The following is a 24,410-nucleotide window of genomic DNA, read 5'->3' on the forward strand; positions in this document are numbered from 1 at the left end:
TGAATAGTGGTGGAGAGGCTAATCCTGCAGGAATTGCCACAGCCGATTTAACCAAAGCAGCCTGATGTCATCCGATTCATTCACCATATGATGTCTGACCTGAGGGAAAAAGCTCAGCTGGGCCTGAGGAAATTTCTGTCTTAGTAATTGGGTATTAAAACGCCAATCCACAGTTCTGTCCTCTTCTCCCTGCAAAATCAACACCCGACAAGAGAGAGGGTCTGCGTTTTCAATCATGGGAATCCAGTTTTTTAATGCTTTGACCCAGTCCACAGCCAGATACCTGGGCTGCAGAGGGTCATCTCTCAGAAAGGCAAGAAAGTCATCATTATGACTGTTTCTGGAATAACCACGCTTGATACGCTTAAGAAAAGGAGACAATAGCTGATAGCTCAACAGGCCCTGCTGCCAGTTAGCGGGTTTAACCAGCGGTGCCAATAGCACCGTACTCTCAAAGTTAAACTGATGTTGGAGATCACTGTTTAACCACCAATCAATGGCAACAGCACCACCGGTGCTTTGCCCGATCAAATTATAAGGCCCGGGGCAGTACGGGTAGGTTTGTTGAATCACCTGCCAGAGCGCCTGAGTGTATTGCTGAAAGGTGATAATAGAAGCCCGAAGGCCCGACGACAGTCCATGCCCTGGCAGATCTAAGCCAACAACAGTATACCCCTTGCCCAGCAGAGCCTGTATCAGGTGACGATAGATCCCAAGGTGGTCGTAATAACCGTGTACAACATAAAAAGTGCCTGGAGAGCTCTTCTGAATCACTCCCGCCTCTTCATCCCGACAGGGCCGCCAGCACTGATAAACAACTTCATACTCACCTGAACGGACGCAACCCTGCTGATAACCAGCGCCAGAGAAAGGCGCCAATTGATAGAAGTTAAGATAATGCTGTTGCTGGCGCTTAAGCCACTCACAAAGGGGCCGCTGATGCAGCAAACTTTCACGCAGTGCTGCGGCCTTGAAAGGTTCGCTGTCTAAACCTGAGAGCATACTTATCCTTGTTCAGAGGGTGGCTCGCTACCATGGGTCTCATGATAAAAAGCAAATGCGTTTTTACCCTGCCGCTTAGCCTGATACATCGCAATATCGGCATATTGCAGCAACTCAACACTGCTCGTTGCGTGCATAGGTGCACAAGCAATACCGATACTGGCGGAGATGCAAAGTGCATGACCAGAAATTTTAAAAGGCATCGCCATCTGCTGCAAAATGGACTCGCCAAGCTGCTCCAGCTTCAAAGCCAGTTCATCAAGCGTCAAGTCCAACGTACTATCATCAATCAAAATCGCAAACTCATCACCGCCTAAACGCGCCACCAGCACATCGGGAGGCACCACATTTAACATACGTTTCGCCACCACCACGAGCAATTGATCCCCGACCAGGTGGCCCCAGGTATCGTTGACCAGTTTAAAACCATCCAGATCGATAAATAACAGGGACAATCTGGGATGCGGCTGCTCAATAAAGTACCGGTCAATATCCTGCTGAAAGCGATTGCGATTGGCTAAACCTGTCAGGTGATCGACATTAGCCTGATGCTCAATCAACTGGTAAGCCTGATTCAACTGGGTGATATCCGATAGTACCAGCAAGTGCCCCTGATACTCACTCAGCTCGTCATACTGAGGTACCGCAGTAATCAGTATATCAATGCGGCCTCTGGGCAAATGAAAGCAGGCCTGAAGCTCTCTGATTACCTCTTCCTTTAGCAGAGCCTGCTCCAGGACCTGATGCACAGATTTAGAGCCATGATCGTCCAAGTAACGCCAAAGCGACGTGCCCAGTAGCTGATCGGGTGCAAAGCCCAGTTCTTTGCAGAAGTAATCAGACACCTCTAATATCTTTCCCTGCATATTCACACTCAGCATCAATGCCGGTGTACTATGGTAAAGAGTACGATAACGACTGCGACTCAACTCCAGCTGCCGCTCCTTCACGCTCAGGGATTCCTGCATCAGATTATACTGGTGAATGATATACCCGATCTCATCATCGGAGCGCCATTGTACCGGTTGTAACACCCCTTTGGCCTGGCTCTGCTTCATCGCCAGTAATAACTCCGACAGAGGTTTATGGATCACATAACGACTGATCAACAGGACACACACCAGAAAGCCTGCACTCATAAAAACGATCAGTATCAACTCCTGGAATACCCGCCCGAGTAATTCATCACGCAAGCGTTGACGACCAAAGCTAATCTGCAACAGGCCGGCACTCTGCTCGATATGGGCATTATGATAAAAAATCCTCTGACTACGTCGATCAACACGCTCATTGTCAGCCACATTACCTTTCACCAGTACCTCGTTTCCTCCTTCATCCAGAATGAGGACCTGTACGATATCCGGGTCAGTCATTGCAACGGAAACCAACTGCACCAAGGTTTCATATTGATAGTTCCATAGCGGCTCTCCCAACACCTGTGCAAGGGCCGCAGATAAGGCTTTTTCTTTCTCCTGCAGCTGATTTTCAAAACGCTCTATAGACAGAAACGCAAAAACACCGATCGTCATTAAAGCGATACCCAACACAATAGGCATTAAGCTGAGAAAGAATTTACTATGCAAAGACCTGACACCCATCCAGAGCAAGGCAACCCTCCTATTCTCTAATAAAGTGATCGAATCAAACTTAATCCGCTACAGCTTTAATCAGATGCTCCAGCCCAAAGGGATACTGCTGCAAACGAGGATTTTTCCACCGACTAAAATAACTAAAATCCACCTTGCGCCAATCCCGCTCCGCAAACACCTGCATAAAGCGCTCGATATTACGCTTATCGATAGCAGACATAGGGAAACTGAGCCGGTAACCCTGTTGGGCAAAATCAAAGCCTTCCGCATAATCTCTTAGTAGCACCATGGTCCAGGCTCCTGCCAGAAAATGACCGCCGTCTGTAAGAACCAAGTCACCGCTCTGCACCATATCCAGCCCTTCTGGGGACCAGTTTAAACCTGCAAGAAAGATATCCTTACCAGGTTCAAGCCCCTTTTCCCTTAGCGCTTTAATCGCTCCTGCGGCGATAGGATCATTGGCGGCCCATAAACTATGGGGATGAATCTGGTTACGCTCGGCCCATTGCAGATAACGCTCCGTCATGACCTTCGCATCTCTGGCATTCCAGTTGGCATACAGCAGGCGATCGAGAATCACATCCGGGTCAGCCTGAACCCGCTTTAACATACCCTCTGTGCGCAGAATCGAAGCCGGTGTCACCTTATCCCCTGCAATCGCTAATAAATGTACCGGGGTGCCAAAGCGTTGCTTGGCTCGCTCAATAATACGATCCGCCATACGAAAACCCGCACGGTAATTATCGGGGGTGATACTGCCGATCCAGTATGGGTACTTTTCTCTGGGTTGCCCCATGCGCTCCAGCTGACTGCCAAAAAAATCATTCAGCAGCAGCAAGGTTTTTACCTGCTTTTCATTCGCCATTTTGACGATCTCTTCTGCCGACTGCTCTTCATTCACCAGTACCAGATAATCCGGCAGCTGTTTTTCGGTCAGCAACTGAGAACCGATCGCCTGCATGCGTATACGGTTTCGCTGGGCGTAATACACCTTCAGTTCAATATCCAGATCATCTGCTGCAGCTTGCATGGTCGCGGTGACCATATCCCAAAAGCGCTCACCTTGTTTACCGGGGTTAATAAAACTGACCTGCAGTGAGCCAGCCCATACAGGAAATGCCAGGCAAAGCAACGCAATCAGAACCATTGGACCCAGTATCGTTTGGGTAACATGTAGTATTCGGGAAACATGTAGTATTCGGAAAACATGAGCCATTCGAGTAAGAACAGCCGTTCGAAAAAGACCAACCCACTGCCACATTGCACAGATCCCCATTGTCGTGACCCGCTTATTTTTCCCGTGATAAGCCGTCCAGTGTCAAATTAAAAGGCAAGCACTCAAAACTGAGCGTGTGTTTTATAAATATATGCCGTTACCGGCAAAAATACGGTTGTTTTTCGACTTTTTTCCTACCTGACGTGACCTGTCCGTCGCACTTTTCTCATTCATTAGGCGTACATATAGGGACAAAAAGCCTCTGTTTGGGTATCTTTAGCAGGCTATGCATGAGTGGCATCATGCAATAACAACGCCGTCAGCCCTCTTCCCGCCGGCACACGGGATCAGGTAAACCACGGCCAAAAAAACAAATGTTAGAGGCACATTTCCATGACTGAACGCGTTCAGACAGGCAACCTGAGTGTTGCAAAAACGCTTTTTGATTTTATTAACAACGAAGCTGCACCCGGCACAGGTGTAGACGTTGCACAATTCTGGGCTCAGTTTGATGCCATCGTTCATGACCTGGCACCGCGTAACCGCGAGCTGCTGGAGAAACGTGAACAGCTGCAGGCTCAGATCGACGAATGGCACCGTGGCCGTAAAGGCCAGGCCTTTAATCTGGAAGAGTACAAAGCCTTCCTGACGGATATCGGTTACCTGCTGCCTGTGGGTGAAGACTTTGAAGTCACGACTTCCAATGTCGACCCTGAGATGGCGACCATGGCCGGTCCTCAGCTGGTAGTACCTGTGATGAACGCCCGTTTTGCACTGAACGCGGCGAACGCACGTTGGGGCAGCCTGTACGATGCACTGTACGGCACTGATGCCATCTCTGAAGAGGGTGGCGCGGAAAAGGGCCAGGGTTATAACCCGGCTCGTGGCGCTAAAGTGATCGCCTTTGCCCGTGACTTCCTGAATGAAGCGGCACCACTGGCGTCTTCTGATCACACAGAAGCGACTCTGTACGCCGTTAAAGACGGTGCACTGGTTGTGACCCTGAAAGACGGTTCTGAAACCAGTCTGGCTAACGCGGATCAGTTTGTCGGTTACACCGGTAACACTGAAGCCCCTGAGTCTGTCCTGCTGGTCAACAACGGCATGCACTTTGAGATTCAGATCGACCGCACGCACCAGATCGGTTCAGTTGACGCAGCAGGCGTCAAAGATATTGTCATGGAATCGGCACTGACCACCATTATGGACTGTGAAGACTCCGTTGCAGCGGTAGACGCTGACGACAAGGTTGTGGTTTACCGCAACTGGTTAGGCCTGATGAAAGGTGACCTGACCGAAGAAGTAAGCAAAGGCGGTCAAACCTTTACCCGTCGCATTAACGGTGACCGCGAGTACACCGCTAAAGATGGCTCTACCCTGGCGCTTAAAGGCCGCAGCCTGATGTTCGTACGTAACGTGGGTCACCTGATGACCAACGGCGCGATTCTGGACAAAGACGGCAACGAAGTACCGGAAGGTATCATCGATGGTCTGTGTACCTCTCTGATCGCTCTGCATGACCTGAAAGGTCTGGGTCAGTTCAGCAACACCACCACAGGTTCCATGTACATCGTAAAACCTAAGATGCACGGTCCTGAAGAAGTGGCGTTTGCCAACGAGCTGTTTGCCCGTATCGAAGATGCACTGGGTATCGAGCGCTTCACCCTGAAAATGGGCATTATGGACGAAGAGCGTCGCACTACAGTTAACCTGAAAGAGTGTATCCGCGCAGCAAAAGAGCGTGTGGTATTCATCAACACAGGCTTCCTGGACCGTACCGGTGACGAGATCCATACCTCTATGGAAGCCGGTCCTATGATCCGTAAAGGCGATATGAAAGCCACCCCATGGATCAACTCTTACGAGAACTGGAACGTTGATACTGGTCTGGCCTGTGGCCTGAGCGGTAAAGCCCAGATCGGTAAAGGCATGTGGCCAATCCCGGATCAGATGGCAAACATGCTGGAAGCCAAGATCGGTCACCCACTGTCCGGTGCTAACACCGCATGGGTTCCATCGCCAACGGCTGCGACGTTGCACGCTCTGCACTACCACAAAGTCGATGTATTCGCCCGTCAGGAAGAACTGCGTAACCGTGAGTTCGCCTCTCTGGACGATATTCTGACCATTCCGGTAGCAGAAAATCCAAACTGGTCTGCAGAAGAGATTCAGCAGGAACTGGATAACAACGCTCAGGGTCTGCTGGGTTATGTTGTACGCTGGGTTGATCAGGGTGTGGGTTGTTCCAAGGTGCCGGACATCAATGATGTGGGCCTGATGGAAGACCGTGCGACTCTGCGCATCTCCAGCCAACATATCTGTAACTGGGTTCACCACGGCATCTGCTCTGAAGAGCAGGTAATGGAAACTCTGAAGCGTATGGCGGCTGTTGTTGATCGTCAGAACGCCAACGATCCAACGTATACACCGATGGCTCCAGGCTTTGATGGTGTAGCGTTTGAAGCCGCTTGCAAGCTGATCTTTGAAGGCACCAAGCAACCAAGTGGTTACACCGAACCGCTACTGCACGCTTGCCGTCTGAAGCTGAAAGCCCAACAGGCTTAATCAGCGGCTTTGCTTTAACGGTCTTGTAACGTTGCTTCCAATGTCCGAGTCGTTAAAGACTTAAAGCAGAAAAACAAAGCCCGGTTGCTTTATGCAAGCAACCGGGCTTTTTATTGATTCAAGACTACAATTACAATATTACACACTGTGAATCTGACAACGTCCATTACGTTTGGCTTTGTAGAGACAGGTATCTGCCTGAATCAGGCCCTCCTGCAGATCACCATGCTGGTCAACGCTTACAACCCCGGCGCTCAGGCTCATCTCTATCTCATGCTGTTTAATCCGCATAGGATGGGTCACCAGCATCCGGTTCACTTCCTGCAATTGGTCTATCAGCAGCCCTGGTTCCAATGAAGAAAGAAAGGCAAACTCTTCGCCTCCCAAGCGGGAAAGTAACGCCTCCGGTTCAAAGTTATCCGATAACAGCTGCGCCATCTTCACTAGCACATGATCACCAATATCGTGACCGTATTCATCGTTAACCGACTTAAAAAAGTCCAGGTCGATCAGTACCAGGGTTTGCGGCCATTTGCTTAATCGCCTGTGACCTTCTTCAAAAAAAGCCCTGCGGTTCGACAAGCCCGTCAACATATCGTTATTGGCCTGCATCCTCAGCTCCATCTCCAGTGCCTGGCACCGGGTCACCTCAGCCAACAGTTCTTCATGCTCATCCGCCAATACCTGGAATAAGCGAAAACAGAAAAAGGCAACCACAGGTGTAATCGTTAAAGGTGCCAGTATGGGCATCAACAGCGCTAGCTGTGATTCGAACAGCCGAACGTCCAACAACCAATAAACACCATAACAAAGCAACACAGCCCCCAGAGTAGAGGGCAATGTCATTTGAAGAATAAAGCGCACTAATCCCCTGCGGGCAATTAACAGGGCTTTTTCCCGTAACAGCTTGCTATTGTTATCTTTCATGGTAACCATTGTTAAAGAACCAAGGCCCGTATTATACGCAAGGCCTATGTAAAGAGGTTCACTATGTTAATCGTATTTAGGGTGCTAAGAGAAGTATCAGACCGCAAACCAACGGCAGAGTTTTAACGTAACACTCAAAGAGCACTAAGAAGAGAGACACTCAGGTCATTCTGAGCAACATATTTCTCTAAACATGCACGATCACGGAAAAGTAACGGTATGACCACTCTCAAGGCATCAGAACGACTACAGCAGTTTATTCAGGATCACCCCCGGCTGATGTTACTGACCGGTGCGGGCATCAGTACTGATTCAGGTATCCCGGATTACCGGGATAAATCCGGCCAGTGGAAACGCAAACCACCGGTTCAACACCATGACTTTATGTCTGACCTGCATACCCGTCAGCGCTTTTGGGCCCGCTCTCTGATTGGCTGGCCGGTGATGCGCAACGCCCAACCCAATGCCGCTCACAAAGCGATTGCTCAGCTGGAGCACAATGGCACCTGCCAGCTACTGGTGACCCAGAATGTGGATGGCCTGCATAACAAAGCGGGCAGCCAAAACGTGGTCGATCTCCATGGCCGTTCCGATCAGGTGATCTGTATGGGCTGTCAGGTACTGTATACCCGTGATCAGATCTGCGATCAATTGAGCACACTGAATCCCGAGTTTGCCCAACTCACCGCCAGCGCAGCTCCCGATGGCGATGCCGATCTTGAACGGGATGACTTTCATCAATTCCAACTCACCGACTGCCAGCAGTGCGGTGGCATATTAAAACCCCATGTGGTGTTTTTTGGTGATACCGTGCCCAGAGATCGTGTTGATACCGCTTTTGACGCTTTAGAGCAGTCCGACGGTTTACTGGTGATCGGCTCATCCCTGATGGTCTTTTCCGGTTACCGCTTCTGTCGTAAGGCTCATGAGCTAGGCAAACCGATTGCGCTACTCAACAAAGGCGTGACCCGTGCTGATGAGCTGGCGACACTAAAGCTGGACGCCGCCTGCAGCGAAACTCTGGCCGGTTTAGATCAATAACCCACCGGGTTTTACACGTTTAAGCCGCTTTTTACTTTGCCTAAGCGGCCTCTTAGGGTATAAGCCGGGGTAATGATATTGACCCCAAGCTTGTCAGCCTATTTCTGCATATAAGCTTGCTGCTCTGAGAATCCGTTATGACCGATTTGCCTGTCACTGAAACCACAGACTCTACTGTGACCTCTAACTCCAGTCTTTCAACCGATGTCCCTTCTGCACAGCTGAGTGATCAACAGATCGACCTGATCTGCCAATCTCTTTATGAAACGGGCTGGGTGGTGATGGAAGATAGTCTGTCAGCAGAGATGGTGCAGGCACTGCGTACAGATATGCAGCAGCGGGATCAGAATCAGGAGTTTTTCAAAGCAGGTATCGGTCGTGATAAAGAGCTGGTACTGCGGGATGATATCCGTACGGATCGTATCTGCTGGCTGGACGGCGACAACCCGGTACAAAGCAGCTTTATGGCGATGCTGGATCAGTTGATGACCGCCGTAAATCGTCGACTGTTTCTGGGTATGAATCACTTTGAAGCCATGTATGCGATCTATGAACCGGGTCAATTCTATAAGAAACATCTGGACAGCTTCCGTGGTCAGCGCAACCGTATTATGACCCTGGTGTTTTACCTTAATCCGAACTGGAACAGCGCCGATGGCGGTCAGTTTTTACTCTTCCCAGAAGTGGGTGAACAAGGTCAGAATGTGACCGATGCTCTGCAGTTATCAGACGCCCCCATTGCCAAGGTCGAACCAGAAGCAGGTACCGTAGCGGCATTTCTGAGTGAAGAGTTTCCCCACGAAGTGATCACAGCCCAAGCCACACGCTACAGTATTGCGGTCTGGTTTCGCATCAATGATGGTATCCCGGCTTAAGCCCTTTTATCAAAAAGAACCATAATATTTTCTGTCTATCACCCCAGAATTTGTCGGATTCTGGGTGCAGCCCAGTCGAGAAATAAGCGCACTCTGGGTGAGAGCAAACGGTTATGAGGGTAAACAAACTGTACAGGTATCGCTTCCGGCATACAGTCATCTAACAGACTCACCAGCTCACCGCTTTCCAAGCCCTCTCTGGCCTGGTAAGACACCACCATTGCTACGCCTAAACCGGCTTTGACAGCATTTAATACCGGATCAATCTGATTCGAAGTAAACACAGGCGTAATGGGTACAACAATAGGATTACCTTGATAATACAGCTGCCAATACTGCCCCTGCGGGGCAAAGGCGATAACTGGCCAATTCGCCAGTTCACAGGGGTGTTCTAGCAAGCCTATTTTTTCATTCCCCTTCACACTTTCAGCCACGCTCATCTTTTCAACAAGCTGCGGGCTTGCACACAAGGTATAATGCACTTGCCCCAGAGGCATAGCGATCAGAGAAGAATCTGACAGTTTGCCAATCCTTAGCGCTATATCGTAGCCCTCCTCAATGATATCCGTGACACGATCCAGAAGAGTTAACTCCGCACTCATACCGGGATTGTCCAGCAGCCATTGGTTCAGCAAAGGAGCAATATGCAGTCGACCAAACATCACTGGAGCTGTCAGGCTGAGCTTACCCGCTGGCCGCTGTTTTCGGCTATCCAACAGAAATTCGACCTCTTGCACCTCTGCCAGAATGCGCCGACAGTGTTGTAGATATTCCCGTCCCTCATCGGTCAAAGATAAACGTCGGGTACTGCGATTGAGCAAACGCACCCCCAAATACTCTTCCAGCTCAGCCAGGGTGCGTACCATGGTGGCCGCAGAGCGATTGAGCTGCTCCGCTGCGGCCGACAGACTGCCCTGCTCCACAATAGCGACAAAAGCCGTCATACCTTTAAATTTATCCATTATCTTCCTCCGATTTTTATCCCCTGCCCATTTACCCTACAGCCATCCTTTTTGATGCCCAGCCTATCTATTTATTCATAAAACGAAATAAAGATATCAGCTTTATGGCATTTATTACGTTTTATAAGAAGCCTACAGTGGTGGCAGATACAGCGGAACACAACGTTCAGATCGAACTGTAGCAACGGCAGCACAAAACCAGCGGAGAAAGTACATGACAACAACAATGCTAAATCCTCAGGTCATTCGCAGCTTTGATCATGTCGGTATTCGGGTCAGCGATCGTCAGCGTTCCGTCGAGTTTTATCAACGCCTGGGATTTCGTGAAACAGCCGTATTCCCTGCTTATGAAGCCAATGAGATGGAAGTGGGTGGGGTACGTATCAATCTGATATTTAACGGTGCCCGTATGGATCATAACCCTCTGCTGGATGCTCCTGTAAAACCTCCCGGCGTCACTCACCCCGCTTTTGTTGTGGATGATTTAACCGCTCTGCAAGAATGGCTGGAGACTGAAGGTATTACGATTACCCAAGGCCCTCACCCCATAGGCTCACGCCGTATCACCCTGTTTATTCGTGACCCAGATGGCAATGTTCTGGAGTTCAATCAACTGATTTCCAATACGCCATCCCTCACTTCATAAGCAGCAAGCAACACAAGAAAACATCATAGATAGACCCTACACAATAACAACGACAACAAGATAACTTAGCCAGGACAAGTGTCCACTCACAACAACGAGGATATCAGGATGAAACTGTACGATTTAGATCTATCCGGTAACTGCTACAAAGTTCGATTGTTTGCCGCTCTGGCGGGTATTTCCCTGGAACTGCAACCGGTGGATTTCCTGGCCGGAGATCATAAAAAAGCACCAGTCATTGAGCTTAACCCCCTGGGCCAACTACCGGTATTGCAAGATGGGGATCTGGTACTGAGAGACTCTCAAGCTATTTTGGTTTATCTAGCGCGCCAATACGGTGGCCATCAGTGGTGGCCGGATGGCGCGGCTCAACAAGCCGAAGTGATGCAATGGTTATCGGCCGCCGCTAACGAGATTCAGCATGGTCCTTGCTCCGCTCGTTTAATCGATAAGTTTGGCATTTCGTTGGATAAGTCTCGTACTTTGGATATTTCGGGAATTATCCTGCCGGTACTGGAGCAACACCTGCAACAACACGACTGGCTGGCTCTGGGTCGTCCAACCATCGCCGATTGTGCCGTTTTTCCTTATCTGGCAGTTGCCTGGGAAGGTGGTATAGATTTGTCTGACTATACGGCGATTAATGCCTGGATGGCGCGCATTAAAGAGCTGCCGGGCTTTATTCCTATGCCAGGCATTGAATAAAACATTGGACAGGCAGGTTGAATAACATCTCTGAAGAATCACACTAACAAGCTGAACTTGAGAGCAGATATAAAAAACCGCTAACGCCTTTGATCAGGCCTTGGCGGTTTTGATTATTATCGCTTGCAATGTATCAATCGCGGGTACGACAAAATTCTGCCGGGCGGAACAGCTGAGCCATCAGATACTCTTTAAAGTCATCGGCGTAATCCTGATCCTTGAGCGCTTCCTTCATGCACAGCAGCCAGGCATCACGCTCGGCAATCCCGATATCCAGGTGTGCATGGGCACGGGGAATAGCTATGGGGCCATACTTCTCACGGAACAGTGTTGGGCCACCTAACCAACCGCACAGGAAACGGTAAAGCTTGTCAGCGGATACCGTCAGATCGGCATCGTGCATATCACGAATACGCTTGGCTTCTGGCAGAGTATCCATCGCTTTATAGAACGCATCGACCAGCTTTTTAATGCCTTCTTCACCGCCTGCGGCCTGGAAAGACGCATCTTCGGTGCCGTAAGGGCGTGGGTCTTGTTTTGCTTCTGTCGTCATCTCTAATCCTGATTGTATTATTCTGCTGTTTTCATGCCTGAGCCTGGACTCAGCAGCTTTCTGTGTTTTTCGCTGCTTGTGGTTTGGTGTGGTTGTGGCTGCTGCTGTTATAGATAGCTTGCCGGTTTCCGGGTGGAAAGGGATCTCTCCCTGAGCCAGCCAAAACAGCTTATCACTGCGCTTTAACTGCTTAAAAGCGTACTCTGCTTTTGACGCCAGACTTCGACTGCCAATCCGCTGCTGGTGGCGTAAAGTAAAGCACTTACGGCCCCGCATAAAGCGCGCGCCTTTACCGGTTTGGTGCTCAGTAAAGCGCCGTTCAACATCGGTAGTAATCCCGGTATACAGACGCTGGCCGTCGGTTTCTATGACGTACAGATACCAATCAGCCACCGGCTTTTTTCACTTTAAAACCTTTATCGGTGAGCAGCTGTACCAGCAGATCACGCTGATCCCCCTGGATCTCAATCACATGATCTTTAACCGCGCCGCCGGTACCACAACGGGTTTTCAGCTCTTTGGCCAGCTTCTTCAGCTCACTGGCAGGAACCGGGACACCTTTAATCAGGGTCACACCCTTGCCTTTCCGTCCCTTGGTTTCGCGACTCACCCGGACAATACCATCCCCTTCAGGAATGCTGTCATCGGCTTGTTTACAGGTACATTGATCCACTGGATTCTCACAATCCGGGCATACACGGCCCGTTTCTGTTGAGTAAACCAGGCTTCTTAACTTATCAAATGACATTGTTTTATCCACAGGTTCAAGATGGATTAAGAAAAAAGGATTAAGCGATAGGGAATAAGTGTACCGTCAGCTTACGGTGGCGGAAAGAGGCACAGGGTTCCAGGTACCAGATCTGAACGCCTGACAGATCTGCTGTATCACAGGTGCCGTCACTAATGGATGGCCTTTTGCTGCCACCGCCATCACAATCGCCACCGAAGGCAGATCAGGCAGTGTGGTGCCCGCTTCCAGCGTTGTCATTCCTGCCGGGACACCACTGGTCACCATGGCACTGACCATACCGTTACGCCGCACCAGTTCCGCCAGCAGCGCGGTATTATTCACTACGGCGCGCACCTGATAGCGTCGCCCCAGTTTTTCCAGTCCATCAATGGCGGTGCTGTAAAACTTACAATCCGGCTCGGACAGCGCCAAAGGTAATACTTCCACCTTTTCCGGGTCCATACCGTCGGGAATCACCCATACGCCCTGATCCTGAAACAGGGTATAGCCCTCATCACTGCCGGGGTGACGGGTCATCACCGATAGGTGCAGCTCACCGGCATCCAACTGGGGACGCAAACGATTGGTCGAACCACCAAAAATCTGTACCTCAAGCTTTGGAAAACGCTGTTCAATCAAAGCCAGTAGCCCGGGTACAACCGTATGCAGATAATCATCCGGGCAGCCCAACCGTAGCGGAGGGCAGGCTTCTTCCTGCTGTAGTTGCTGCATCGCTTCATCATGCAAATTCACTATTCGACGAGCATAACCGGTCAGTGCTTTGCCATCCTGAGTCAGCTCCAGCACCCGCCCTTCACGTTCGAATAACGTTTTGCCCAGGGTCTGCTCCAAGCGCTTCATCTGCTGACTGACCGCCGCCTGAGTACGGAAAATCTGCCTGGCTGCACGGGTAAAACTGCCGGTATCGACCACAGCCAGAAAGGTACGCAACAGCTCGGTTTCCATCATATTGTTATCCTCCTGGCTCTTATCTTAAACAGCACTCTACTACTATTTTCTACAGCGTCTGTCATCACTATTTTACAGCTAGTCCAGCCATTCTAAGAACTCCATCTTAGTCACCATCATACCCTTTTCCCTATCAAGCAAACCGATAAGCCTCGCTTATACCTGAGGTAAATATTATTCGTTTGAGCGCTTAACAGGATTCTTCCAGACTTGCATCCATCACATGGAGGAAGAAAAATGACTGAAAGAACCCTGATCATAGGCAATAAAAACTACTCATCCTGGTCGATGCGCCCCTGGCTGTTAATGAAGCAGGCCAACTGGAGTTTTAGCGAGATCCGCATCCCTTTGATGACCGATGAGATGCCAGCGTTAATGGCTCAACACTCATCCAGCCGTAAGGTGCCCGTTTTAAAGGAACAGGGAGATCAGGCACAAGAAATAGAAATTTGGGATTCTCTGGCGATCTGCGAATATATCAATGAATGTTGTGAAGGGCAGTTTTGGCCTAAAGATCCAACACTCAGAGCCATGGGACGTTCAGCGGTTTCCGAAATGCACTCAGGCTTTTTTGCCCTGCGCGGTGAGCTACCGATGAATATGCGTAAAACCTTCTCAGGCTTTACGCCTTCAGACGCTGCGCAGAAAGAGATCGACCGTATCAGTAGCCTGTGGCAACAGCTGTTAACCGCTTCAGGTGGGCCTTGGTTGCTGGGTGATTTTTCTATCGCCGATGCGTTTTATGCCCCTGTAGTCAGTCGCTTTATCACCTATCAGGTGGATCTGCCGGAAGCCTGTCAAGCTTACTGTCAGCAGGTAGAGCAGCTGGAAGCCTATCAGGAATGGAAGGCAGCAGCCTGTGATGAATCGGAAGTAATCCAGGTTGCGGAAGTCGAGGCTCACTGACGCCTAAATTCAGCCGGATAAACGCACCGGCTTCTCTGCGCCCACGTCCTGAAAACCCGCCCTGAGCACCCGTTCAGGGCGCTTCGCATTTCGCGACAGCACCACCGTTTATACTTCTGCAGTATTCGCCTGCACAGCACTAAAGATCCTTAAGCCTTTTGCGTCGTGCCTTATCTTTTTCCTGACTGGCCTTAGACCACTGTTTGATCTTCTTGATATAAAACGGCAGCACCATCAAAAACAGCACTGCGGCAATAACACCCTGATTATTCTGTATAAACTCTTGCATGCTCAACCTCTCATCAGCTTTTAAACCGACTAAATGATAAGACTCAACCCGGTTCTTAATTGATACTTATCATCCATATAGCAAAGACAACTATATAAAGTGCCTTTTACCATTACCTTCACTGTCGCTACCGTTTTAAAATTAACCTATGGAAAACAACAATATCCCAGGTCTGGGGTTTGCAACAGGGAATGTCGCCACATAGATGTTAAGCCGCTTTCCAGCTTAACATCAGACTTACTCTCAACCAGATGAAAGGATCTCTATGCGGAAGGTCGCCCTGTTTTCTAAATTTAAAAAGCTCTCTTTAGCCTCTGGTTTGCTGGTAGCCGTATTCATCGGTTCCTTGTTGGTAGCCTACCAGATCACTCTGGTAAAAAAAGCGGTTCAACAGGAAGGCGAGTTTTTATCGGATATCGTTTTTGCCAATCTCTATGCCTTTATGCAGAAAGGCTGGAATAAAGAGGATATCAGCAAAAAATTAAATGAGCTGAACAACTATCATAATGGCGTCAACTTCCACATGCACCGCTCGGAGAAGGTTATTGAGCTTTTTGGTGCCAGGGAAAGCCGGTGGAAATTTACGGAAGCAGAAGCCGAATTACTGAAAGGTATCGGCCCTGATAATCGTGTGAGCTACCGGAGTGAGTATGGTTTTATCTACTCTAAACCCATAGAGTTTCAGGCTGAATGTCTTGCCTGCCACGGCAATGCCAAAGCAGGCGACATCGCCGGAGTCCTGAGTATCAGCTATGGTTTTGAAAACCTGAAGCTGCCGCTATTGCACAGCTTTATTATGAATATGCTCCTGCTGATACTGACAGTCGTCGCTACGTATCTCGTCTACACCCGGGCAATCAAGGCCAGTATTATTGCGCCCTTTGATCAGTTTATCGATAAAATGAAGTCGATCAGCCAGTCGGATCAAATCATCCTGAAACGCTCTAAAACACCGATTGCCGAAATTGCTGAGATCGAAGACCTGATTCTGAAAGAACATTCTGACTTACTGAATGCCTTTAAAAAGCTGAAACAGGCCTCCTTGATTGATCCTTTGACAGGGCTATACAACCGCAAAAAACTCACCGAAGTGTTAACGGAAGAGATTACTCGTTTTGAACAACATAGCACGCCCTTTTCCATTCTCTCAATTGATCTAAATCGCTTTAAACCGATCAATGACACCTATGGTCACGCGGTAGGCGATGATGCCCTATGTCACTTTGGCCGTATCATCACCGAACAACTGAAAGGCACCGACTTTGCCTTTCGCCTGGGCGGTGATGAGTTTCTGGCCCTGCTGCCAACGACTCAGTTGAATGAAGCTCAAGAGATCAAAGGCAAAGTACAGCAAGCTCTGGCTGGCACTCCGCTCTCCATCCCCCAGGGCGAACTCTTTCTGAATGCCAGTTTTGGAGTGTGTGAGATGACCGCGGAAGACTGCTTTGAAAGCCTGCTCAACCGGGCCGATGAAAGCATGTATCAACACAAACGTGAACTCAAAGCCAATCGTTTAACGGATTTTTCAATCTAGAGGCTGGAGGCTGGAGGCTGGAGGCTGGAGGCTGGAGGCTGGAGGCTTATAAAGCCTAAAATCAGAAGCACTGCCGCAAGAACAAGCAACAAGAAAGCGAATAAGCAGAGGATCATTAACTTCTGTGAATAACGTTTACTCCATCTCCCTGTGGATAAAACAGCCCAACTAAAAAACAATCAGGTCGGTGACTGCCCCTATTCCCTTATTACAGAGAGAATATATCCACAGTCACCGGCCTGAGTCTTATTCTGGAAGAAGCGCTGTCCAAGAAGAAGCATGACCCTAAAGGACCTGTTGCCTTAGAAAAAGATCATACCGACCATCAGATAAGCGGCCACAATCCATAACAGGGATAACTTCAGCTGTTTTAACACCCAGAATCCTAACAGCACCAGCGCCATATCGACGCCAGACAACACCCCCGAGCTAAACACGGGCGTATACAACGCCGATAGCAGCAAACCGACTACCGCCGCATTAATCGCAGCCACAGCCGCCGCCATTTTCGGTTTAGCCGCTAATTGCTCCCAGTGAGGTTGCAGGGCATACATCAGCAATAGACCTGGCGCAAAAACACCGATTGTCGCAATAAAAGCCCCCGCAATTGGACTCTCTAACCACAGATCAGCCCCCAGGAAAGAAGCCAGAGTAAACATCGGCCCCGGCACCGCCTGTGCCGCCGCATAACCAGTCAGAAAGCGATCCTGAGCCATGCTTTCGCCAACCAACTCCTGTAACAGCGGCAGAACCACATGACCACCACCAAACACCAAGCTACCCGCCTGATAGAAACGACTGAACAGATCCAGGCTTTCCGCGATTGAAGCAAACAAAGGTAAGCCTAATAGCAAAGCAAAAAACAGCCATAACGCACGGGACTTCAATACACCGGGTTGATTGGATTGCCCTGCTTGCGAATAAGACGAAGCGACTGACTGCGCCGCCTTAGCAGAGCTTTCAGACATCAGCCGCTGTCTTTGCCAGATACCAAAACCCGCTGCAACAATCAGCGGCACAATCTGGCTACCAATGCCCGGTAGCATCAACAACACAACCGCCGTTAAAACCGCAATTGCCATCGTCCATTGGTTGTTACAGAAATTGCGATACATCCCCAGGCAGGCATCCGCGACCACCACGACAGCCAACAACTTAAGACCATGAATCGCACCGTTTAACAGACCGGTATCCGTATGCTGCAACGTCAACGTCGCCAACAGGGTTAACAAGACAAAAGACGGCAGGGTAAAACCAGTAAACGCCGCTAAACCACCCAACCAACCGGCACGATTGACACCAATCGCAAACCCCACCTGACTGGAGCCCGGCCCTGGTAGAAACTGGCTTAACGCCACCAAACGGGCATAAGCATCGTCATCTAACCACTTCAGCTTTTCCACAAAGGTGGTACGAAAATAACCGATATGAGCCGCAGGCCCACCAAAACTGACACAACCCAGCAGTAAAAAACGCCAGAAAACTTCAATGGCTGGTTTCATTTGCTCTCCATTTTTTCGATGAAATTACGCATGCTCAGTCTATAAATAACGAAGCGCCTATCCTTATCAGGTTGAGATTTCATTTTTATGGCATTAGATCTTATCTATAGCCGTCGGCTAATCGAAATCTTTTTCTGGCTGAATACCCAAGCCTAATTTAATATGTACGGAATTACCGTACATCACGAGAGTGTAAAATGGACAGTGTCAGTGTTAACAAGTTTCGCGATAATCTGAAAAGCTACATTGAAACTGTAGTTCAGGACCATCAGCCCTTAAAAGTATCCCGCCGCTCTGGTGAGGATTTTGTGGTGATTAGCGCTGAAGATTGGGAACGGGAACAGGAAACGCTATATGTGCTGCAAAATCAGGCACTGATGAAACAGATTGCTGAATCCATGGAAACCCATCAGCAACACAAGGGGCATCAACCTTCCAAGGAGGAACTGGATGAGATCCTTAATCTTTGAAGGGAGTACTTGGCAGGTATACGAAGAGCTTCGTAATAGAGATAAGCAACTGCATAAAGCCCTATGTCGCATTTTGAAGGAACTACTCAGGGCAGATCCGACTCAGGGTATCGGCAAACCTGAGGCCTTAAGACACAACCTCTCAGGCTTCTGGTCCCGGCGTATCAGCCAGAAGGATCGCTTGATCTATAAATTCGATGATCACTATATCTATATTTTTGCCATCGGTGGTCATTACGAGCAGTTTAAATAGTCCTCTTCACGTCATTCTCATCTTTTAGTACGAAAAAAACCCGCATATCGCTATGCGGGTTTTTCTTGGATCAACTAATACCATTCCCGATAAGTTTCTTGATATCAAAGTAGGTTGGATAAACGAAGCGCCATCCAACATTTGCTCCGGTATCGGATGATTGTCGGAAGGCGCCTTGCGGCTTTTCCGACCTACAACGACTTATCTGGTTTGGTATAACAGTAAAACGGATTATTTTACTTTAGGGTCCAGTTCGCCAGTGGCGTAACGGGCGAACATATCGTCCAGAGATACTGCACGGATCTTGCTTGCATTACCCGCTGTACCGAACGCTTCATAACGATCCACACAGATCTGAACCATCGCATCCATAGACGCTTTGAAGTATTTACGCGGATCAAACTCAGATGGGTTTTCCGCCAGGAAACGACGAATCGCACCGGTAGAAGCCAGACGCAGATCCGTATCGATGTTTACTTTACGCACACCGTGCTTGATACCTTCAACGATCTCTTCAACCGGTACACCGTAAGTTTCCGGGATCTCACCGCCAAACTCGTTGATTACTGCCAGCCACTCCTGAGGTACAGAAGAGGAACCGTGCATCACCAGGTGAGTATCCGGGATACGGGCATGAATCTCTTTGATGCGGTCGATTCGCAGTACATCACCCGTCGGCTTCTTGGTGAACTTGTACGCACCGTGAGAAGTACCGATAGCGATTGCCAGTGCATCAACACCGGTTTTCTTAACGAAGTCAGCGGCTTCTTCAGGATCAGTCAGCATCTGGTCCATATCCAGAGTGCCTTCTGCGCCAACACCGTCTTCTTCACCGGCCTGACCGGTTTCCAGAGACCCCAGACAACCCAGCTCACCCTCTACAGAAACACCACACGCGTGTGCCATGTCTACAGTACGACGGGTTACGTCTACGTTGTACTCGTAAGACGCAGGTGTTTTACCGTCGTCCATCAGGGAACCGTCCATCATTACGGAGCTGAAGCCCAGTTGGATAGAACGCTGACATACCGCTGGGCTGGTGCCGTGATCCTGGTGCATACACACAGGAATGTGCGGGAATTCTTCAATTGCTGCCAAAATCAGGTGGCGCAGGAAAGGAGCACCGGCGTATTTGCGTGCGCCAGCAGAGGCTTGCACGATAACAGGCGAGTCAGTTTTATCCGCAGCGATCATAATCGCGCGCATCTGCTCAAGGTTATTTACGTTAAAAGCCGGTACGCCGTAACCAAACTCTGCAGCGTGGTCCAGCATCTGACGCATACTGATTAAAGCCATGATCAATATCCTTGGTTAAATCGTAAGATTCGATTTTGGATGTATGAAATAAGTTTCAGTACCCGGTGTCAGTCTCGTCAGCTCAGAAAAAAACTAAACTGATGACCTGCTACCCAGTCCTGGAAAATAAGTCCGGCAAGACTAGCGTTAGCCTTGCCGTATCTCAACTGTTTTCTGACAGTTGTCGTAGTACCCGACTGTTAAACAGGGGATTAATCGCAGCAACCGCTGCCACAGCAAGTATCAACGTCGTCTGCTACCAGTTTAGCAGCTTGTTCCAGCGCGACGACTGCTGGCAGTTTTTTACCTTCCACGTATTCCAGGAAAGCACCGCCACCGGTAGAGATATAAGAGACTTTATCTTCGATATCATATTTGCCAATCGCGGCCAGCGTGTCGCCACCACCGGCAATAGAGAAGCCTTCGCTTTCAGCAATGGCCAGAGACAGAGTCTTGGTGCCTTCGCCAAACTGATCGATCTCAAAAACACCCACAGGGCCGTTCCACAGAATGGTCTTGGCTTCTTTCAGTTGTGCCGCCAGTTGCGCCGCTGTTTCAGGACCGATATCCAGAATCATCTCATCGTCAGCAACTTCATCCACTTTTTTCACAACGGCTTCAGCATTTTCACTGAACTCTTTCGCAACAACCACGTCAACCGGAACAGGGATTGAGGTCTTTTCCATCAGGCTCTTGGCAATCGGAATCAGATCCGCTTCATACAGGGATTTACCCACATTGTAGCCTGCCGCTGCGATAAAGGTGTTCGCGATACCACCACCCACGATCAGGTTGTCGCACTTATCAGACAATGCGTACAGCACTTCCAGTTTCGTGGAAACTTTGGAACCACCCACGATAGCCGCCATTGGCTTGGCCGGTGCGGCCAGGGCTTTTTCCAGTGCATCCAGCTCATTGGCCAGCAGAGGACCGGCACAGGCAACCGGAGCAAAACGTGCGACACCATGCGTAGACGCCTGGGCACGGTGCGCCGTACCAAAGGCATCCATCACGAAAACATCACACAGAGACGCATAAGCACGGGACAGTTCGTCTTCGTCTTTCTTCTCGCCTTTGTTGAAACGTACGTTTTCCAGAATGACCAGTTCACCGTCCGCCACTTCCAGACCGCTCAGGTAATCTTTCTCCAGACGTACTTCACGACCCAGCAGTTCAGCGATATGATTCGCCACAGGTGCCAGAGAGAACTCCTCGGCGTATTCACCTTCCGTTGGACGGCCCAGGTGAGACATCACCAGCACTTTAGCACCGGCATTCAGCGCCAGTTCAATCGTAGGCAGAGAAGCACGGATACGTGCATCAGAAGTTACCTTACCGTCTTTAACCGGTACGTTCAGATCTTCACGAATCAGGACGCGTTTACCGGCCAGTTGCAGGTCAGTCATTTTCAATACGGACATGGGATAATTCCTACCGTTTCAGTTACAAGGATAAAAATGCAATACGTTGTCAGGCGCAGTTTTTTGCCGTTACCGGGTTTGCCTTAACCAGGACAGAGCCACATCCACCATACGATTGGCGTAGCCCCACTCGTTATCAAACCAGCACAAAAGTTTCACCATACGCTTACCGGAGACCCGGGTCTGAGTACCATCCACAATGCCTGAGCGCGGATCATGGTTGAAGTCTACCGAGGCATGGGGCTCTTCGGTATAGCCCAATAGCCCAAATAATGGCCCTTTCGCCGCCTCAGACAGGATCTGATTGGTCTGCTCCGCACTGGCATCGGTGTTCACACACAGGGTCATATCCATCGCCGATACATTCAACGTCGGCACCCGCAGATGAAGGGATTCAAACTTGCCTGACAGATGAGGCAACAAACGATCAATCCCCTTTGGCAGACCAGTATCTACCGGCACAATCGAACTCATCGCGGCGCGGGTCAAACGCAGATCGGTCTGGTGATAAGCATCAATCACCGGCTGATCATTCATCGCAGAATGAATCGTCGTGGTAACCCCGTGAGCAATACCAAAGTGATCATCGATCAGCTTTAAAATAGGGATCACACAGTTTGTCGTACAGGACGCACTGGAAATAATGGTATGTTCGGACCTGAGTTCATGCTGATTCAGACCATAAACAATAGTGGCATCCACATCCGCTTCTGCAGGCTGGGAAAACAGCAGACGCTTAGCACCGGAATCCAGATGCTGCTGCGCAGATGCACGGTCTTTGAAAGAGCCCGAGCACTCCATCACCAGATCAATACCCAGCTCGCCCCAGGGCAGCAAAGACGCATCCGGTTGACTCAACACCTGTATAGGCCGACCTGCAACCACCAGTTCAGTTTCAGTCTGGCTGACTTCAGCAGGAAAGCGCCCATGGGTGGAATCATAACGGGTCAGGTAGGTAATCGTATCCAGATCAGATAGCTCGTTTAACGCCACGACCTGGAGATCGGAGCAATCGGAACGTTCAGCACAGGCCCGCAGGACACACTGCCCGATACGGCCATAACCATTAATTGCCAGCTTGTATATACCCAAAGGATGCGCCACTCCGTTAACAAAAAACTAAATCGCAGCGTTACTGATCATCGGCAGCTATCTTTGCGCCTAATGACCGAAAAATGGAGCGACATTTTCTCCCATCCGACGGCTGGGCGCAAACTTGTGCGACGGAAGTTTCAAGATATTAATCCACTGAACTTGTTTCATAGAGATCTAGCGCGGATAGCTCTAAGAGGAAAAAGAGGGTTACTACTGAAGTAACCACCATTAATGTGTCAAAGTGGGGATCAAGACCGTGCGTCTAAGTCTGCAACAGACTCAGCAAATTGTTAGCACATTACGCCAACATTTTGGCAATCAAAGCCTGGTTTATCTGTTTGGTTCCCATTTGGATGATCAGGCCAGAGGCGGTGATATCGATCTCTATCTGGAACCTGAAACCTCTGATACCAGTCTAATAGCCAAAGCAATGATTAAAGCCAAGGCCGCGCTTTATCAGCAATTGGCCGAACAGAAGATAGACCTGGTGATTGATCGTAAGGGATGGGGTTGGTAAAAGCATGCACTCTAATGATGATGTGAAGACCCCACCAGCAGGGGTGGATAGGCTATAAGGTCATTTGATTTTCGCAAAAAATGCCCATCCTGATAGGGATGGGCATTTTTCGTATGTCCGAAAGAGGAGGCAAAGCCAGCAATTCTCTCGACTCACAAATTCATTCTAATGCTTGTACAGCGTAAAGTTATGATCAAACCATAAGACATAAAACACATCCCGTACCCGGTAGCCAACCATAGGGCTCATACCGTTATAACGAAATGCAAGAAAGCTTTCTTCGTCTTCAGTGATAAAAGCGGGGATCGGTGCCTTTATACCACTGCGGGCTATCTTCTCAAAACCGAGGCTATGTCGATCAACAGATTTTATCTCCCGCCAAGTAATGCCTCTACGGCGAAATATCGCTTCGGCAAATTGTGCTTTATGTGTTTGATCGAGAGAGGAAAAGCAGTAATTACCCTGTTGTACTCGTTCTAAAGAGAAGACGGGTGGACGATTATCATAGTTGGGCACATCCAATGCTTTAACTGAGTGCCCTTGTTTAGGCTGTCTGGCCTTAATCCTTTTTCTGACCATACCCCATATCCGTTACTGGATTCGTGTTTTAAAGTATTCCTTAATCTCGTCTGGGCTTATCACTCCGGCATGAGACTCGTTATTCAGCCAAGGAGACTCTTCATGAGTCATATCACGCAGCTTCCAAGCCGAGTATTGACCAAAAACCTCAAAGACCTCATCAAGAAGTTCGCGTTGATTATCACTGAATACACACTGATTCAGGCCACTATCACCAGCTAGAGGAATAGGGTTTTTACCAAAACTTTTATACTGTTGATAAAGCTCCGGGGTCACAGGACCATGGGTCCAGGCCTCTATCCGCTCTTCAAATAAAGGCTGATCAAAAATAGCCAAGTGGAATCCTTGGGCATAATAAACCAGCTTTTGCAGTTTCAGATTAGACAATCCATCGCCTTCATTCATAGCATCACGATGTAGCATATAGTTAGCCACTTCACGAACACTGATCATCGCTTACCTCCCAAGCTATCCGAAAATCTAAACACTTACCCGTTAGAATATCGGGATCAATCGCAGCAAAACAAGTTGTTTAGCCAGAATAAAGCTCTAAGAGTCTACTATTAAGTATATCCAATTAATACCAATCCAGATAAGTTGTTGTAGGTTGGAAAAGACGCAAGGCACCTTCCGACAATAGCCATATATCGAAGTCACTGTCGGATGGCGCTTCGCTTATCCAACCTACTCTGATATCAAGAAACTTATCGGGAGTGGTATAAGCAAAAAAGGCAGACCAAATGGCCTGCCCTTTTTGTGAATGCTTGG

25 protein-coding genes are annotated in these 24,410 nt (G+C 49.2%); 10 read left to right on the forward strand and 15 right to left on the reverse strand.

Annotated features, from left to right (window positions below; all coding sequences use genetic code 11):
* Positions 1-18: 18 nt before the first annotated feature.
* From H579_RS0109895 to H579_RS0109905, 3 genes are all read right to left on the reverse strand, one after another.
* On the reverse strand, positions 19-1,002 hold the full coding sequence (locus H579_RS0109895; RefSeq protein ID WP_036565986.1) for an alpha/beta hydrolase: 984 nt from the start codon (positions 1,000-1,002) through the stop codon (positions 19-21).
* A 2-nt stretch (positions 1,003-1,004) separates the two neighbouring features.
* The gene (locus H579_RS0109900; RefSeq protein WP_169449705.1) at positions 1,005-2,585 is read right to left on the reverse strand and encodes a diguanylate cyclase domain-containing protein; all 1,581 of its coding nucleotides are present in this window, start codon (positions 2,583-2,585) and stop codon (positions 1,005-1,007) included.
* 64 nt (positions 2,586-2,649) lie between these two features.
* Positions 2,650-3,738 (reverse strand): ABC transporter substrate-binding protein, encoded by a 1,089-nt coding sequence (locus H579_RS0109905; protein WP_028300547.1) that lies wholly within the window; start codon positions 3,736-3,738, stop codon positions 2,650-2,652.
* 462 nt (positions 3,739-4,200) lie between these two features.
* Here H579_RS0109905 and H579_RS0109910 point away from each other — a divergent pair, with 462 nt between their 5' ends.
* The gene (locus tag H579_RS0109910; RefSeq protein ID WP_028300548.1) at positions 4,201-6,372 is read left to right on the forward strand and encodes a malate synthase G; all 2,172 of its coding nucleotides are present in this window, start codon (positions 4,201-4,203) and stop codon (positions 6,370-6,372) included.
* Positions 6,373-6,510: 138 nt separating this feature from the next.
* Here the strand turns inward: H579_RS0109910 and H579_RS27830 are convergent, their stop codons facing one another.
* Complete coding sequence (locus H579_RS27830; RefSeq protein WP_157834594.1) at positions 6,511-7,299, reverse strand: GGDEF domain-containing protein; 789 nt, start codon at positions 7,297-7,299, stop codon at positions 6,511-6,513.
* A 219-nt stretch (positions 7,300-7,518) separates the two neighbouring features.
* Between H579_RS27830 and H579_RS25140 the strand changes: the two genes are divergently transcribed.
* Together H579_RS25140 and H579_RS0109925 are read left to right on the forward strand one after the other, a co-directional pair.
* Positions 7,519-8,340, forward strand: coding sequence for an NAD-dependent protein deacetylase (locus tag H579_RS25140; RefSeq protein WP_036565987.1), 822 nt, complete (start codon positions 7,519-7,521; stop codon positions 8,338-8,340).
* Between the two features lie 137 nt (positions 8,341-8,477).
* Positions 8,478-9,215: a 2OG-Fe(II) oxygenase gene (locus H579_RS0109925; protein WP_051227514.1), complete on the forward strand. Its 738-nt coding sequence runs from the start codon at positions 8,478-8,480 to the stop codon at positions 9,213-9,215.
* Between the two features lie 38 nt (positions 9,216-9,253).
* On the opposite strand, the gene H579_RS0109930 is transcribed toward H579_RS0109925, so the two are convergent.
* Positions 9,254-10,177: a LysR family transcriptional regulator gene (locus tag H579_RS0109930; protein WP_028300550.1), complete on the reverse strand. Its 924-nt coding sequence runs from the start codon at positions 10,175-10,177 to the stop codon at positions 9,254-9,256.
* 214 nt (positions 10,178-10,391) lie between these two features.
* Here H579_RS0109930 and H579_RS0109935 point away from each other — a divergent pair, with 214 nt between their 5' ends.
* Positions 10,392-10,823, forward strand: a complete 432-nt coding sequence (locus tag H579_RS0109935; protein WP_028300551.1) for a VOC family protein — start codon at positions 10,392-10,394, stop codon at positions 10,821-10,823.
* Positions 10,824-10,931: 108 nt separating this feature from the next.
* On the forward strand, positions 10,932-11,528 hold the full coding sequence (locus H579_RS0109940) for a glutathione S-transferase family protein (protein ID WP_028300552.1): 597 nt from the start codon (positions 10,932-10,934) through the stop codon (positions 11,526-11,528).
* A gap of 133 nt (positions 11,529-11,661) precedes the next feature.
* Here the strand turns inward: H579_RS0109940 and H579_RS29980 are convergent, their stop codons facing one another.
* From H579_RS29980 to H579_RS25145, 3 genes are all read right to left on the reverse strand, one after another.
* Positions 11,662-12,474: a globin domain-containing protein gene (locus tag H579_RS29980; protein ID WP_084624061.1), complete on the reverse strand. Its 813-nt coding sequence runs from the start codon at positions 12,472-12,474 to the stop codon at positions 11,662-11,664.
* Positions 12,467-12,829 carry a translation initiation factor Sui1 gene (locus H579_RS0109950; protein ID WP_028300554.1) on the reverse strand — a complete coding sequence of 121 codons (363 nt, stop codon included), beginning with the start codon at positions 12,827-12,829 and terminating at the stop codon, positions 12,467-12,469. The genes H579_RS29980 and H579_RS0109950 overlap by 8 nt, the downstream gene beginning before the upstream one ends.
* 66 nt (positions 12,830-12,895) lie before the next feature.
* Positions 12,896-13,780 carry a LysR family transcriptional regulator gene (locus H579_RS25145; RefSeq protein ID WP_051227515.1) on the reverse strand — a complete coding sequence of 295 codons (885 nt, stop codon included), beginning with the start codon at positions 13,778-13,780 and terminating at the stop codon, positions 12,896-12,898.
* 237 nt (positions 13,781-14,017) lie between these two features.
* Between H579_RS25145 and H579_RS0109960 the strand changes: the two genes are divergently transcribed.
* On the forward strand, positions 14,018-14,686 hold the full coding sequence (locus H579_RS0109960; RefSeq protein ID WP_028300555.1) for a glutathione S-transferase family protein: 669 nt from the start codon (positions 14,018-14,020) through the stop codon (positions 14,684-14,686).
* 139 nt (positions 14,687-14,825) lie between these two features.
* Here H579_RS0109960 and H579_RS29110 read toward each other — a convergent pair whose 3' ends face one another.
* Positions 14,826-14,975 carry a hypothetical protein gene (locus H579_RS29110; protein WP_157834595.1) on the reverse strand — a complete coding sequence of 50 codons (150 nt, stop codon included), beginning with the start codon at positions 14,973-14,975 and terminating at the stop codon, positions 14,826-14,828.
* Positions 14,976-15,240: 265 nt separating this feature from the next.
* Between H579_RS29110 and H579_RS27835 the strand changes: the two genes are divergently transcribed.
* Positions 15,241-16,509 (forward strand): diguanylate cyclase, encoded by a 1,269-nt coding sequence (locus tag H579_RS27835; protein WP_051227516.1) that lies wholly within the window; start codon positions 15,241-15,243, stop codon positions 16,507-16,509.
* 302 nt (positions 16,510-16,811) lie between these two features.
* Here the strand turns inward: H579_RS27835 and chrA are convergent, their stop codons facing one another.
* The gene (gene chrA, locus H579_RS0109975) at positions 16,812-18,011 is read right to left on the reverse strand and encodes a chromate efflux transporter (RefSeq protein ID WP_028300556.1); all 1,200 of its coding nucleotides are present in this window, start codon (positions 18,009-18,011) and stop codon (positions 16,812-16,814) included.
* A gap of 197 nt (positions 18,012-18,208) precedes the next feature.
* Here chrA and H579_RS0109980 point away from each other — a divergent pair, with 197 nt between their 5' ends.
* Positions 18,209-18,481 (forward strand): type II toxin-antitoxin system Phd/YefM family antitoxin, encoded by a 273-nt coding sequence (locus H579_RS0109980; RefSeq protein ID WP_028300557.1) that lies wholly within the window; start codon positions 18,209-18,211, stop codon positions 18,479-18,481.
* The gene (locus H579_RS0109985) at positions 18,462-18,734 is read left to right on the forward strand and encodes a Txe/YoeB family addiction module toxin (protein WP_028300558.1); all 273 of its coding nucleotides are present in this window, start codon (positions 18,462-18,464) and stop codon (positions 18,732-18,734) included. The genes H579_RS0109980 and H579_RS0109985 overlap by 20 nt, the downstream gene beginning before the upstream one ends.
* A gap of 231 nt (positions 18,735-18,965) precedes the next feature.
* On the opposite strand, the gene fba is transcribed toward H579_RS0109985, so the two are convergent.
* From fba to H579_RS0110000, 3 genes are all read right to left on the reverse strand, one after another.
* A complete protein-coding gene (gene fba, locus H579_RS0109990; protein ID WP_028300559.1) occupies positions 18,966-20,030 on the reverse strand; it encodes a class II fructose-bisphosphate aldolase in 1,065 nt (354 codons plus the stop codon).
* Positions 20,031-20,242: 212 nt separating this feature from the next.
* Entirely contained in the window at positions 20,243-21,451 is a 1,209-nt protein-coding gene (locus tag H579_RS25155; RefSeq protein WP_051227517.1) for a phosphoglycerate kinase, read from the reverse strand.
* A 69-nt stretch (positions 21,452-21,520) separates the two neighbouring features.
* Complete coding sequence (locus tag H579_RS0110000) at positions 21,521-22,543, reverse strand: type I glyceraldehyde-3-phosphate dehydrogenase (RefSeq protein ID WP_245583246.1); 1,023 nt, start codon at positions 22,541-22,543, stop codon at positions 21,521-21,523.
* 244 nt (positions 22,544-22,787) lie between these two features.
* Between H579_RS0110000 and H579_RS25160 the strand changes: the two genes are divergently transcribed.
* Complete coding sequence (locus tag H579_RS25160) at positions 22,788-23,063, forward strand: nucleotidyltransferase domain-containing protein (protein WP_245583247.1); 276 nt, start codon at positions 22,788-22,790, stop codon at positions 23,061-23,063.
* Between the two features lie 165 nt (positions 23,064-23,228).
* Here H579_RS25160 and H579_RS0110010 read toward each other — a convergent pair whose 3' ends face one another.
* Positions 23,229-23,642: a hypothetical protein gene (locus H579_RS0110010; protein ID WP_028300561.1), complete on the reverse strand. Its 414-nt coding sequence runs from the start codon at positions 23,640-23,642 to the stop codon at positions 23,229-23,231.
* A gap of 12 nt (positions 23,643-23,654) precedes the next feature.
* Positions 23,655-24,095 carry a Panacea domain-containing protein gene (locus tag H579_RS0110015; RefSeq protein WP_028300562.1) on the reverse strand — a complete coding sequence of 147 codons (441 nt, stop codon included), beginning with the start codon at positions 24,093-24,095 and terminating at the stop codon, positions 23,655-23,657.
* Positions 24,096-24,410: the final 315 nt, after the last annotated feature.

The sequence above is a fragment of the Oceanospirillum beijerinckii DSM 7166 genome, assembly GCF_000422425.1.
Taxonomy (GTDB): Bacteria; Pseudomonadota; Gammaproteobacteria; order Pseudomonadales; family Halomonadaceae; genus Oceanospirillum; species Oceanospirillum beijerinckii.